This window comes from Micromonospora sp. ATA51 (assembly GCF_016802855.1).
Classification (GTDB): domain Bacteria; phylum Actinomycetota; class Actinomycetes; order Mycobacteriales; family Micromonosporaceae; genus Micromonospora; species Micromonospora sicca.
Genome location: NZ_JAEVHJ010000185.1, coordinates 1 through 13,194, shown reverse-complemented (window position 1 = coordinate 13,194; position 13,194 = coordinate 1). Strand labels below are relative to the sequence as shown.

Genomic DNA, 13,194 nt, shown 5'->3' with positions numbered 1-13,194 from the left:
GCCGCCGGCGCGCCGGGGGCGCCACCTCGGTCGCGCCGTAGGCCGGCAGCCGAGATCCGCCGGGTGCTCGCGCAGCAGCCAGACCACCAGCGGTACGACCGTCAGCGCGGCCCCGGCGACGACGAGCGCCGCCACCCGCCAGCCGTGGTCGCGGACCAGCACCGCCACCAGCGGCAGGAAGACCAGCTGCCCGGCGGCCCCGCCCGCGGTCAGCACCCCGGTCACCAGCCCCCGCCGCCGGACGAACCAGCGCCCGGTGACGGTCGCCACGAAGGCCAGCGCCATCGACCCGGTGCCCAGCCCGACCAGGACGCCCCAGCAGAGGATCAGCTGCCAGCTCGCGGTCATGAAGACGTCAACCCGCTGCCGAGCGCCACCAGCACCAGCGCGCCGGCCACCACCCGGCGGATGCCGAAGCGGTCCATCAGCGCGGCGGCGAAGGGTGCGGTCAGCCCGTACAGCATGAGGTTGACCGAGACGGCGGCGGAGATGGTCGCCAGCGGCCAGCGGAACTCCGCGTGCAGCGGGTGCAGCAGCACCCCGGGCGTGGCGCGGAAGCCGGCCGCGCCGACCAGCGCCACGAAGGCGACGGCGGCGACGGACCAGGCCGGGTGGAGACGGCGGTATCGGGTCACGGTACGAGTCTCGGCAGCCTCGGCCGGAACGACGAGTGGCCGGAAAGCCATCGTGCGCAATAATCGGGCCATGTCCCTCGTCCCGCACCGGATCGCGGTGCTCGCCCTCGACCAGGTGGTCGGTCTGGACCTCGGCACCCCCGCCCAGGTCTTCGGCACCGCCCGCACCGCCGACTTCGAGCAGCTCTACACCGTCGGCGTCTGCACTCCGGGTGGCCGGCCGGTCCGCAGCACCGCCGGCTTCCAGGTGCATCCCGACCACGACCTGGAGCTGATCGAGGCCGCCGACACGGTGATCGTCGCCGGCATCCACGGCGGGTCGGCGCTGACCGACGGCACGCTCGACCCGGACGTCGCGGCGGCGCTCCGGGCGGCCCATGACCGGGGCGCCCGGATCATGTCGATCTGCACCGGAGCGTTCGTGCTGGCCGCCGCCGGGCTCCTCCACGGCCGCCGGGCCACCACCCACTGGGCGTACGCCAGCCTGTTCCGCCGGCTGCACCCCGACGTCGACCTGGACCCGGAGGTGCTCTTCATCGACGACGGGGTGCTCACCTCGGCCGGGGTGGCCGCCGGCATCGACCTCTGCCTGCACGTCATCCGCACCGACCACGGCAGCGAGGTGGCCAACCGGGCGGCGCGGCGTTGCGTGGTGCCGCCGTGGCGGGACGGCGGCCAGGCCCAGTACATCGAGCGGCCGGTCCCCCGGACGGCGGAGACCGGCACCGCGGCGACCCGGGAGTGGGCCCGGCAACGGCTGCACGAGCCGGTCGCGCTGCGCGACCTGGCCGCGCACGCCCGGATGAGCGTACGGACCTTCACCCGGCACTTCCGCTCCGAGACCGGGCTGAGCCCGGCGCAGTGGCTGCTCCAGCAGCGCACCGAGCACGCCCGGCTGCTGTTGGAGACCACCGACCTGACCGTCGATCAGGTGGCCCGCCACGCCGGCTTCGGCACCACCGCCGCGCTGCGCCAGCACTTCCACCATCGCCTCGGCGTCGCCCCCGCCACCTACCGCCGCACCTTCCGTCACACCTTCTGACCCACCCCTGCGCCCGCTCACCCGGCTTTCGGGCCGGCGGCTCTCCCCCTTTCATCGAGAACCGTCATTGACGGTGACAGTTAACACTCTTTAAGATTTGGCTTCCTCGAGGAACCGTCCCCACCCCGTACGCCCGGCGCGGCCGGCCCATCCGACCGCCGCCGGGCGGCACGGTGCCGCGACCCGTCCACGGGAAGGCCCTCGATGTCCTCACCACGTCCCCGCCGCCGCTCGCCGCTCGCCGCCGGCCTGCTCGCGCTGGCCACCGCCGGCGCCACCCTCGCCCTGACCCCGGCCGCCGCCGAGGCCGCCGTACTGCCGAACAACTTCAAGAGCGTCGGCTACCTGCCGTCCTGGAGCGGCGACGTCAACACCGTCCAGTACGGCAAGCTCACCCACATCAACTACGCGTTCGCGCTGCCCAACAACGACGGCAGCCTGCGCCCCGTGGAGAACCCCGGCAAGCTCTCCTCGCTGGTCTCGCTCGGGCACGCCAACAACGTCAAGATCTCCATCGCGATCGGCGGCTGGAACGACGGCAACGACTCCGCGTTCGAAGCGCTCGCCGCCAACTCCGGCAGCCGCGGCGCCTTCGTCACCAACGTGGTCAACTTCGTCAACCAGTACAACCTCGACGGCGTCGACATCGACTGGGAGTACCCCGACCCGGGCGCCTCGGCCACCAACTACAGCCTGCTGATGCAGCAACTGAGCAGCGCCCTGCACAGCCGGGGCAAGCTGCTCACCGCCGCCGTCGTCTCCGAGGGCTACTACGTGCAGGGCGTGCCGACCGCCGTGTTCGGCTACGTCGACTGGCTGAACATCATGGCGTACGACGGCGGCAGCCCACACGCCAACTACGACTGGTCGATCGCCAGCGTCAACGGATGGAAGTCGCGCGGCCTGCCCGCCGGCAAGGCGGTGCTCGGGGTGCCCTTCTACAGCCGGCCCGGCTACTACACCTACTCCGCGCTGGTCGGGATGGACCCGGCCAACGCCAACCGGGACTGCACCACGGTCGGCGGGACGCAGCAGTGCTACAACGGCATCCCGACCATCAAGCGCAAGACCCAGTGGGCACTGGCCAACGCCGGCGGGATGATGAACTGGGAACTCTCCCAGGACACCACCGGCGCGACCTCGCTGGTCAGCGCGATCTACACCACCGTGATGGGCGGCACCACCCCGCCGCCGAGCGGCCGCACCGGCCCGATCACCGGCATCGGCGGCAAGTGCGTCGACGTCGCCGCCGCCGGCACCGCCAACGGCACCGCCATCCAGCTCTACACCTGCAACGGCACCGCCGCGCAGAGCTGGACCGTGGCGAGCGACGGGACCCTGCGCGCGCTCGGCAAGTGTGCCGACGTGACCAGCGGCTCCACCGCCAACGGCGCGAAGGTCCAGCTCTGGGACTGCAACGGCACCGGCGCGCAGGTCTGGCAGGCCCAGTCCAACGGCACGCTGCGCAACCCGCAGGCGAACAAGTGCCTGGACGCCACCGACAACAGCTCCGCGGACGGCACCCGACTGCAGATCTGGGACTGCTTCGGCGGCGCCAACCAGGTCTGGCACCTGCCCGCCTGACCGACACCCGGGCCCCCTGTTGTCGCCTCCGCCCAAACAGGGGGCCCTGGGCCGCGGCGCTGAGCCCACCCCCGAGCAGGCCAAGGTCGAGCCCCGCCGATCGTGCCGGGCCAACGGAGTCAGGGGGTGGGGTCGGCCGCTGGGGGGCCGAGACGCCGCAGCGCGGCGCGGGCATCGTGCAGGTAGACGTCGGTCGCCGCGACCGCCTCGGCGCACGGGGATGAGGGGCGCGCGGGTTGGGTGCGGTCGGCGGCTCTCCGACGCCGGTCGGGAGCGGCGGCCGTGACCGGCACCGGCCGGGCGGCCAGCTCGGCCACCCCGTCGGCCAGGTCGGTCAGCCGGGCCGGCAGCTGATCGGACGCAGGCGACGCGGCCAGCGCGAGTCGGATCTCCACGTCGTCGCAGAGCAGCAGGACGGCGGCAATCAGCACGTCGACGTCGTCGAGCGGACGGTCCGCCCGCCGGAGGCGGCCCAACCGCCGCCGGCCCCGTACGGTGCGGCCGGTGACCCGCTGGGCGGCGGCACGGGCCCCGGACAGCTCCCCGAGCCGGGCGTGCGCGTCCCGGGCCCGTTCGCACGCGACCCCCGCCTGCGCCGCCGAGCCCCGACGCAGCGCCTCGCCCGCGGTACGCAGGGCGTCCGCCGTGTCCCGCAGGATCTTCCGGACTGGCTCCTCGACCAGCTTGACCGGGTCCGGAGTGAACAGCACCTGGCTGCCGAGGAGCCCGACCAGACCCCCGACGGCGGCGTCCACCAGGTATTCCACCGGGGAGCTCGACGCCCCCACCGCCACCACGATCAGCACGGCGGCGCCGGCCTGGATGTAGGTCAACGGCCGGGGGTTGACGAGCGCGGCCATCGCCATGGCCAGCGCGATCGCCGGCACGATCAACCAGAACGCGTTGCCGGTGTGCAGCGCGCGCAGCCCCTGCCCGACCACGACCCCGGCCGCCACCCCGACGAACAGGTCGACGGCCTGCCGCCCCCGGCCGCCCATGCTGGAGGTCAGGCAGATCAGCGCCGCGGTGGCGGCGAAGATCGGGGTTCCGTGGCCGAAGAACGACTGGGAGATCCACCACGCGACGCCGGCCATCAGCGAGCACTGGAGGATCAGCGGCGCCGCCATCCAGATCCGGTGCCGCAGCAGGCCCGGCCCGGCCGTGTCGAACGCCGATCGGCGGGCCGGCCACCAGCGGGAGGGCCTCACCAGGCCGGGCGGCTCACGACCCGGCCACGGGTGCGCGGCTCGCACCGTTGCGCAGCACCCGGAGCTGGGTCAGGTGCATCGGCAGGTGGACGCGGGTGTGCAGGTCGAGGGTGCGGCCCCAGGGCAGGGACTCGTCGACGTTCAGATCGACGCCCTCGCGCAGCACGGTGTCGACGGGGGTGTCCGCGGCGGGGCCGAGTCGGTCGGCGAGGGTACAGAGCTTCTGGCTGGTGGCCCGGAGCAGGGTGCCCAGCCCGTCCAGGCCGCCGCACTCGGAGACCAGGGCGTCGAGCTGCGGCCGATGGATGGTCTCCAGGTCGTAGTACGCGAACGGCGACCCGGCCAGCACCGCCTCGGTCGCCTCGCTCAGCAGCTCGTCGTTGGCGGCCAGGTGCGCCACGATCTGCTCCGCGCTCAGCTCCCCCTCGGCCGGCGCCCCGAACCCGCCCGCATCCACCTCCGCGAGCACCGCCTCGTACGCCCGCCGCAGCTCCGCGCTCTCCACCTCCGCAGTCAACCCCGCCCCCACCCGTCGGTCAGGGAGTTATCGCGCCCGCTTCACCCGGATGAGGGGATTCGCCCACGACCGTGATCCGCCGGCGACGGGCGGGTCAGCGCCGGCCGCGCCGGGCGCGGAGGTAGTCGCTGACCACGTACTCGCCGAGGTCGTCGAGGTCGGGAGTGAACATGCGGCCCTTCGAGCGGCGGGCCACCGCGTCGACGAAGCGGCGCAGTCCCGGGTCGTCGCCGAGCATGAACAGATTCAGCGTGGCGCCGTAGCGGGTGAGCTTGTCCACCTCGCGGATGGTCGCCTCGATCGTCTCCGGCAGCGGCGGCCAGTGGAAGTAGGCCTCCCCGTCCTCCGGATCGAGGTGGGCGGTGGGTTCGCCGTCGGTGACCACGAGCACCACCGGCTCCGCGCCCGGGTGCCGGCGCAGGTGCCGGCCGGCCAGCCGGAGCGCGTGCTGGAGGTTGGTGCCCTGCTCCATGTCCGGTTCCACCGCCGCCAGTTCCTGCTGGGTCAGCGGCAGCGCCTCCCGGCCGAAGCCGACGATCTGCAACGCGTCCTGCGGGAACCGGGTCGCCACCAGGTGCGACAGGGCGAGGGCGGTCTGCTTCATCGGCCCCCAGCGCCCCTGCGAGATCATCGAGTACGACAGGTCCACGCACAGCGCCACCGCCGCCGACGCCCGCCGCTCGGTCTCCACCACCTCGAAGTCCTCGACCGCGAGCTGCACCGGGACCGTGGGGCCGGCCCGGCGTACCGCGCGGGTGAGGGTGCGCACCACGTCGAGGGGTTGCTCGTCGCCGTACTCCCACTGCCGGGACGCCCCGCTGACCTCGCCCGCGGCGCCCGCCGAGCGGAGGTCGTGCTGGCCGCGCGGCCCGGCGGTCAGGTCGGCGAAGACTCGGCGCAGCGCGGTGCCGGCGAGCCGGCGCAGCGCCTTCGGGCTCAGGGTCAACCCGTCCGCGTCCCGGCTCACCCAGCCCTGCCGGCGCAGCTCCCGCTCCAGCTCCCGCAGCCGACGTACGTCGTCTGCGGCGTCCCGGCCCAGCGTCCGGGCCACCGCGTCGACGTCCACGTCGTCGAGGGTGGCGCCGGTGTGCTCCTGGTCGAGCTGATCCAGCAGCTCGTCCAGCTCGGCGATCTCGCCGAGCGCCCCGGTCGCCTCGCCGTAGCCGAGCGGTTGGTCGCCGCGGACCCGCTCCCCGCGCTGCCAGTTCAGGTCGGGGCGCAGCGCCCGCAGGTGGGCGTCGAGCGCGGACAGCTCGCCGGCCAACTGCTCGCCGAGCGACTGGCGCATCAGCCCGGCCAGCTCCTCCCGCTGCCGGTCGGACAGCGACCGCATCAGCCGCTCCCCGGCCGCCGCCCGGCGGGCCAGCACGTCGACCAGTTCGTCGACGTCCTTCGGCTGTTCCGGGAAGAACTCGCCGTGCCGGCGCATGAACTCGGCGAACGCGTCGGTGGTGTCCTCGGCGCGGGCGTGCCGGCCCAGCAGGTCGTTGAGGTCCCGCATCATCTCGGCGAGCTGCCGCTGGACAGCCGGGTCGCCGGCGGCTCGTGCCGCGTCCCGCAGCCCGGCGAAGCGCTGCTCCAGCACCTCGCCGCGGAGCCCGTCGAGGATCCGCTGGTACGTCTGCCGGGCCTCGTCGCTGGCCCACTGGTAGCCGGACAGCTCCTCGACCGCCCGGGCGGTGGAGCGGGGCAGGTTGTCCAGCACCGCCTCGGCGAAGCGGACGTCGTCGCCGTCGCGACCGCGCAGCTCGTCCCGCTCGGCGGCGAGGGCCTGGTCGAGCAGGGCCTGAGCCCGGGTCACCGCGCCGTCCAGGTCGCCCCGGCGCAGCGCGTCCCGGCGCAGCCGCCGGGCCCGAGCGGCCAGCTCGTCCAGGCCACCCCGCCCCCGCGGGCCGCGGCGCAGCAGGTCGCGCAGCGCCTCCCGGAGGCTGCCGCCGTTCAGCACCTCCGCGCCGACCGCGTCCACGGCGGCGCGCACGTCGTACGGCGGGGCGAGCGGGTCGGGCCCGCCACGCCACTGGCCGTACCGGAACCGGTTGCCGGCCATGGTCAGCCCCGGCCGCCGTAGACGGTGCGCCCGGACTCGGTGACGTCCTTGCCGAGCCGGCGGGTCAGGTGCAGCCCCTCCAGGACGAACTCGACGCCGGCGGCGGCCTCCTCGGGGGTGGGCGCGTCGCCCAGCCCGAGCCGGTCGAGCACCTTGGCCAGCCCGTCCACCGGGCCGACCTGGCGCAACAGCTCGGCCGAGGAGACCAGTTCCCCGGTCTCGATCACCGCGCCCTCGGCGACCAGCCCGGTGAACCCGGACAGGTCCAGCCCGGCCAGCCGGGCCCGGAACGTCTCGGCGGTGGCGGTCCGCAGCAGGTGGGCCAGCACCTCGATCTCCCGCCCCTCCTCGCCGCTCTCGAACTCGACCTTGCCGCGCAGGGTGGAGGTGACGGAGACGGCGTCGCCGACCCGGGCGACGGGCGCCTCGGGGCGTACCCCCTCGGGTGCGGGAGCGGCGGCGAGCAGGCCGGCCCGGCGCAGCGCCGCGGCCGCGACCGTCTCGGCGGCGGCGATGGGGAACCGGGCGGAGACGCCGGAGCGCGGATCCACCGACGGTGACTCGCGGACCGCGCGGGCGAACCGGGCCAGCACCTCCAGCACGTGCTCCGGCACCTCGGCGACCAGGTCGGCCTCCTGCCGGATCAGGGCCAGCTCCAGCTCCAGGTCGACCGGGTAGTGGGTGCGGATCTCCGCGCCGAACCGGTCCTTGAGCGGGGTGATGATCCGACCCCGGTTGGTGTAGTCCTCCGGGTTGGCGCTGGCCACCAGGAGCAGGTCCAGCGGCAGCCGGAGCTGGTAGCCGCGGACCTGGATGTCCCGCTCCTCCAGCACGTTGAGCAGTGCCACCTGGATGCGTTCGGCCAGGTCGGGCAGCTCGTTGACGGCGAAGATGCCGCGGTTGGTACGCGGCACCAGCCCGAAGTGGATCGTCTCCGGGTCGCCGAGGCTACGCCCCTGGGCGATCCGGATCGGGTCGACGTCGCCGATCAGGTCGCCGACGCTGGTGTCCGGGGTGGCCAGCTTCTCGCCGTACCGCATCGAGCGGTGCAGCCAGCCGATCGGCAGGTCGTCGCCGGCCTCGGCGACCAGCGCGCGGGAGGCCGGGGTGAGCGGGTGCAGCGGGTGCTCGTTGAGCACCGAGCCTCCGATGACCGGGGTCCACTCGTCGAGCAGCGCGCCGAGCGAGCGGATCAGCCGGGTCTTGCCCTGGCCGCGTTCGCCGAGCAGCACCATGTCGTGGCCGGCGAGCAGGGCCCGCTCGACCTCGGGCAGCACGGTGTCCTCGTACCCGACGATGCCGGGGAAGCGGTCCTCGCCGGAGCGCATCCGGGCGAGGAGGTTGTCGCGGATCTCAGCCTTGACCGTGCGGTAGTGGTGGCCGGACGTCCGCAGCTCGCCGAGCGTGCCGGGCAGGTCGGCGGGCGGGACCGGGGGAACCTGGTTTGGCGCAGTCACCCGACCCACGCTAGCGCGCCCCGGCACCGGACCGCCCGGTTCGGACCTGATCGCCCGAAGTCGGTACGGCCGGGCGGACACCGGCGCCCGCGGGACCAGCGGTCAGCGGTGCTCGTCGACGTACTTCCGCGGGTCCTTGTCGGCGAAGCGGAGGTTACGGCCGTTCTTGTGCTCGCCGTAGAACTTCAGCCAGCGGGAGCCCAGCTCGGCCCGCAGTTCGACGCCGACGTGCCGGCGGAAGTCCGGCAGCGCCTCGTCCTCCTCCTCGGCCAGGTGCTCGCTGTTCTCCCGGCGGGCCCGCCACACCGCCGCCCACCACTGGTCCGAGCCGACCGGGTGCAGCTTGGACTCGGCGATCGCGTCGCGGATCTTGTTGTGGTCGCCGACCGCGTCCTCGGTCTCCTCCTCGCCGTCGTCGCCGCGGCGCACCAGGTGCGGGTAGAGGATGGTCTCCTCCGCCTCGGCGTGGATGTCCAGGTGCAGCGCGAGCGCCTCCCAGATCGCCAGCAGCTCGGCGTCGTCGCGGGCGTCGTCGAGCCGGGCGAAGCCGCGCCGGAAGGCGGCGTGGTCGTCGAGGATGAGGGCGGTGATGTCATCCATGGTGGTCACCTTCCGGTACGGGCGCGGACCAGTTTCGGCACCGCCGCGAGCCCGGTGATCGGGCGGAACTGGCGGGCCTCGGTGGACAGGGCGGCGTACTCGTCGTCGGTCAGGTCGATCTCGGCGGCGGCCGCGTTGCGTTCCAACTGCTCCACGCTGGACGCGCCGGGGATGGCCACCACGTTGGGGTGGCGCAGTAGGTAGGCCAGGGCGATCTGGCTGGGGGTGGCGTCGTGGGCGCCGGCGACCTCGCGCAGCGTGGCGATCAGCGCGGTGCCGCGGTCCAGGTTCTCCGGCAGGAAGTACGGGTTGGCCCGGCGTACCGCCCCGCCCGGCGGGTTCCTCGCGTCGTACCGCCCGGAGAGGAAGCCCTGTGCCAGCGGGCTGTACGCGATGACGATCCGGCCGGCCTGCTCCGCGTACGGGATCAGGTCCTCCTCGGGACCGCGGTCGACCAGGCTGTAGCGGACCTGGTTGCTCAGCACCCGGCGGCCCAGCGCGGCCTCGGCGAACCGCCAGCGGCGCAGGTTGTAGTTGCTCACCCCGACCTCGCCGACCAGCCCGACGTCCTGGAGCGCGCGCATGCCGCGCATGGTGGTGGTGTCGGCGACCACCGGGTTGGGCTGGTGCACCTGGTAGAGGTCGATGCTGCTGACCCCGAGCCGGGCGGCGGAGGCCACCGCGCGCTGCTGGACCACCGGGGCGATCGGCAGCACCGGGAAGATCTTGCTGGCCACCACGACCTTGGCCCGGTCGTCGCCGAGCGCCGCGCCGAGGATGCGTTCGCTGCGGCCGAAGCCGTACAGCTCGGCGGTGTCGAAGAGGGTGACCCCCAGGTCGAGCGCCCGCCGGACGATGTCCCCGGCCCGGCGCTCGTAGTCGGCCCCGTAGCCCCACTCCTTCGACCCGAACTGCCAGGTGCCGAGACCGATCTTGGAAATGGACTTGGGGGTGTCGAGCGGGACGAAGCGCATGGCCTCGAAGCTACCTGGCGGGGCCGGTCGGCACGCCCGTTCCGACGCCCGGGCGCTGCGCACTTCCGCCACCACCTCTGGGCGCGGAGCCCGGTCGGGGCGGGGCTAGGGTCCTTGGCGTGACCTACCTTGCCGCCGATGAGCGCTACGACACCATGACCTACCGGCGCAGCGGACGCAGCGGGCTCCGGCTGCCCGCCATCTCGCTCGGGCTGTGGCACAACTTCGGGCCCGACCGCCCGTTCGAACGGCAGCGGGACATCGTCCGCCGCGCCTTCGACCTGGGGATCACCCACTTCGACCTGGCCAACAACTACGGCCCGCCGCCCGGCTCGGCGGAGGAGAACTTCGGCCGGATGCTCGCCACCGACCTCAAGCCGTACCGGGACGAGCTGGTCGTCTCCAGCAAGGCCGGCTATCTGATGTGGCCCGGCCCGTACGGCGAGTGGGGCTCCCGCAAGTACCTGATCTCCTCGCTCGACCAGTCGCTGCGCCGGATGGGGCTGGACTACGTCGACATCTTCTACTCCCACCGGTTCGACCCGGACACCCCGCTGGAGGAGACGATGGGCGCGCTGGACGCCATCGTCCGCTCCGGCAAGGCGCTCCACGTCGGCGTCTCCAACTACAACTCGGAGCAGACCGCCCGGGCCGCGGCGATCCTGCGCGACCTGGGTACGCCGCTGCTGATCAACCAGCCGTCGTACTCGATGTTCAACCGGTGGACCGAGGACGACGGGCTGCTCGACACGCTGGAGAAGGTGGGCGCCGGCTGCATCGCGTACAGCCCGCTCGCGCAGGGGCTGCTCACCGACCGCTACCTGGGCGGCATCCCCGCCGACTCCCGGGTACGCACCAGCGTCTTCCTCAACGAGAGCGACCTCAGCGCGGAGAAGATGGCCACCATCCGGGCGCTCGGCGCGATCGCCGAGCGGCGCGGCCAGTCGCTGGCCCAGCTGGCGCTGGCCTGGGCGCTGCGCGACCCGCGAATGACCAGCCTGATCATCGGCGCGAGCAGCGTGGCCCAGCTCGAGGCGAACGTGGCCGCGCTGGACGACCTCGACTTCACCACCGAGGAGCTGAGCGAGATCGACCGCCACCTGGGCTGACCCGCGTTGTCGACCGCGCCGCTAATGTCCGTCGCCAGACGGCCGCGGCGGTGCGGTCCGACCAGAAAGGGTGGCCCGATGGGTGCCTCCTGCTGGAGCTACCCGGTCCCCTGGCAACCCGACCCCGGTGCCGCGCTGTGACCGGCACGGACCGGCCCACCCGGGAGCACCTGGACGCGCTCGACGATCTCGTCCGGGGACGGTGGATGAGCCGGTGCGTCGTGCTGTACGACACCGCCGGCGACCCGGCCGAGCTGCACTTCTGCGGCTACTCCGGGGACTGACCGGGCTCACCAGATCCGGCGCCGGCCGGCGCGGTGGTTGCGTACCTCGCAGGGACGGCCGACCGGGACGCTGCCGGCCCGGCGCAGCCGCATCCCGACGGTGGCCGCCAGCAGCACGGTGACGACCGCGGCGGACCCGGCCACCAGCGGCCAGCGGACGCCGCCGAGGTCGGTCACCGAGGCGACCGGCACCCCGGCCTCCGCCGCCGGCGCGCGGGCCGGTGGAACGGCCGGTGGAACGGCCGGTGGAACGGCCGGTGGAACGGCCGGTGGAACGGCCGGTGGAACGGCCGGTGGAACGGCCGGTGGAACGGCCGGTGGGATGGAACCCGGGGCAGCCCGCTTCGTGGGGGCGGCCGGGCTGGCCGACGGGCCGCCACGGGCGCCGGAGGCGGTGCCGGAGGACGACCGGAACACCACGTCGGAGCAGGAGTAGTAGGTGTCCTGGGTGTCGGAGTTCTGCGAGATGATGTAGATCAGGTGCCGGCCGCTGCGGCCCGCGGGCAGCCGCCCCGACATCTGGTACGCGCCGGCGCGGATCGGCGGGTCGGTGGCCGTCAGGAACGGCCGGGTCTCGAGGTCCGCCCAGGTCAGCCGCCGGCTCGGGTCGTAGGAAGCGGTGGTCGCGTAGAGCCGGAACGTGCCCTTGTGCGGGATCGTGGTCCGGTACGTGAAGGTGTACCGGCCACCGGAGGTCAGCGTCGTCGCCGGCCAGTCGGTACGGGCCAGGTCCAGCCCCCGGTACGCCGACAGCCCGCCGCTGCACAGCTCACCGTCGGGGATCCGCTCCCGGTCCCGGCCGTCGATCCGGGCGACCCGGATGTTGTCCCACTCCCGTACGGCGGCACCGGCCGCGATCGCCGCACGGCAGGCCGGCGTCGCCGCCCGGCCACCCTCCGGGCCGCAGGCCGCCGCCCGGCTGAGCGGGTTGGTCGGTGCGCCGTGCGCGGCGGCGGGCGCGGCGGTGAGCAGCAGGGTCGCGGCGACGGCGGAAACGGCGGCGAGCATTCGGCGTACGGCCATTGTGATCGACCTCCCGGGCAGAGGTACGGGCGGGGCGCGGCAAAGGTTCGACGGTTGCCCGGACGGGTCGCGGCTCCGCTACTTCCCGCGCAGCGCGGCGACGCGGGTCGGCCGAACGGTCGATCCGGTGCGGACGGCCGCCCGCGGGGCGGCGGCCGGCACGGGTCTGGCCCTACAGTGACGACACCCCGTGATCAAGGAGCGTCCCGTGTCCGAGCCGCCACCGGCGTCAGATTCCCCCCGGACCGCCCCGGCGGCCGGGCCGACGGGTGGCGACGCACCCGCCGACGCCACGCCGTACCTGCTCGTCATGCCCACCACCGACGGGGCACCGCCCGGGCTGGTGTGGCCCGGCCAGGAGGGCCAGCCCGCCTGGGCCATTCCGGTCACCGTCCCGGCCGGCACCCGCGGCTACGCCGTCTTCCTGCCGCTGGTCCCGGCCCCCGCCGGCGAGGGGACGGCCGCCCCGGTCCCGGTCGTCCCGTGGGTCACGGCCGAGGGCTCCACGTCCGCCACCGGTACGTCCGCACAGCCGACCGCCGCCCTGACGGCGACGGGCTCCGGCGACGCGGCGACGGCCGAGGAGGAGCCCTCCGCCACGCCGGCCCCGCCCGCGACCGCACCGGCACCGTCCGGGACGCCGCAGCCGGTGCCCGCGTCAGCCGGGGCGGCCCAGCCCGCTGCGGCGCGACGGCCGCCGACGCGACGCGTCCG

Annotated in this window: 11 protein-coding genes and 2 pseudogenes; 5 read left to right on the top strand and 8 right to left on the bottom strand. The window is 74.2% G+C overall.

What is annotated here, in order from left to right:
• A pseudogene (locus tag JNW87_RS24545) lies at positions 1-635 on the bottom strand (MFS transporter); the annotation flags it as partial.
• 70 nt (positions 636-705) lie between these two features.
• Between JNW87_RS24545 and JNW87_RS40265 the strand changes: the two are divergent.
• Together JNW87_RS40265 and JNW87_RS24525 are read left to right on the top strand one after the other, a co-directional pair.
• Positions 706-1,677: a GlxA family transcriptional regulator gene (locus JNW87_RS40265; RefSeq protein ID WP_305070464.1), complete on the top strand. Its 972-nt coding sequence runs from the start codon at positions 706-708 to the stop codon at positions 1,675-1,677.
• 204 nt (positions 1,678-1,881) lie between these two features.
• Positions 1,882-3,261 (top strand): glycosyl hydrolase family 18 protein, encoded by a 1,380-nt coding sequence (locus JNW87_RS24525; RefSeq protein ID WP_109801041.1) that lies wholly within the window; start codon positions 1,882-1,884, stop codon positions 3,259-3,261.
• Positions 3,262-3,380: 119 nt separating this feature from the next.
• On the opposite strand, the gene JNW87_RS24520 is transcribed toward JNW87_RS24525, so the two are convergent.
• From JNW87_RS24520 to JNW87_RS24495, 6 genes are all read right to left on the bottom strand, one after another.
• The gene (locus JNW87_RS24520) at positions 3,381-4,469 is read right to left on the bottom strand and encodes an FUSC family protein (protein WP_238454464.1); all 1,089 of its coding nucleotides are present in this window, start codon (positions 4,467-4,469) and stop codon (positions 3,381-3,383) included.
• Positions 4,470-4,482: 13 nt separating this feature from the next.
• The gene (locus JNW87_RS24515) at positions 4,483-4,974 is read right to left on the bottom strand and encodes a hypothetical protein (RefSeq protein ID WP_238454465.1); all 492 of its coding nucleotides are present in this window, start codon (positions 4,972-4,974) and stop codon (positions 4,483-4,485) included.
• A 106-nt stretch (positions 4,975-5,080) separates the two neighbouring features.
• A complete protein-coding gene (locus JNW87_RS24510; RefSeq protein ID WP_238454463.1) occupies positions 5,081-7,033 on the bottom strand; it encodes a VWA domain-containing protein in 1,953 nt (650 codons plus the stop codon).
• A gap of 2 nt (positions 7,034-7,035) precedes the next feature.
• On the bottom strand, positions 7,036-8,499 hold the full coding sequence (locus tag JNW87_RS24505; RefSeq protein WP_109799845.1) for a sigma 54-interacting transcriptional regulator: 1,464 nt from the start codon (positions 8,497-8,499) through the stop codon (positions 7,036-7,038).
• A gap of 93 nt (positions 8,500-8,592) precedes the next feature.
• Positions 8,593-9,090, bottom strand: coding sequence for a hemerythrin domain-containing protein (locus tag JNW87_RS24500; RefSeq protein WP_109799848.1), 498 nt, complete (start codon positions 9,088-9,090; stop codon positions 8,593-8,595).
• Between the two features lie 5 nt (positions 9,091-9,095).
• On the bottom strand, positions 9,096-10,064 hold the full coding sequence (locus tag JNW87_RS24495) for an aldo/keto reductase (RefSeq protein ID WP_238454462.1): 969 nt from the start codon (positions 10,062-10,064) through the stop codon (positions 9,096-9,098).
• Between the two features lie 119 nt (positions 10,065-10,183).
• Here JNW87_RS24495 and mgrA point away from each other — a divergent pair, with 119 nt between their 5' ends.
• Entirely contained in the window at positions 10,184-11,173 is a 990-nt protein-coding gene (gene mgrA, locus JNW87_RS24490; protein ID WP_238454461.1) for an L-glyceraldehyde 3-phosphate reductase, read from the top strand.
• Positions 11,174-11,310: 137 nt separating this feature from the next.
• Positions 11,311-11,457, top strand: coding sequence for a hypothetical protein (locus JNW87_RS24485; protein WP_238454460.1), 147 nt, complete (start codon positions 11,311-11,313; stop codon positions 11,455-11,457).
• A gap of 6 nt (positions 11,458-11,463) precedes the next feature.
• Here the strand turns inward: JNW87_RS24485 and JNW87_RS24480 are convergent, their stop codons facing one another.
• Positions 11,464-12,480, bottom strand: a complete 1,017-nt coding sequence (locus tag JNW87_RS24480; protein WP_238454459.1) for a lytic polysaccharide monooxygenase — start codon at positions 12,478-12,480, stop codon at positions 11,464-11,466.
• A 208-nt stretch (positions 12,481-12,688) separates the two neighbouring features.
• On the opposite strand from JNW87_RS24480, the pseudogene JNW87_RS24475 reads away from it, so the two are divergent.
• Positions 12,689-13,194, top strand: a pseudogene (locus JNW87_RS24475) (DUF4173 domain-containing protein); the annotation flags it as partial.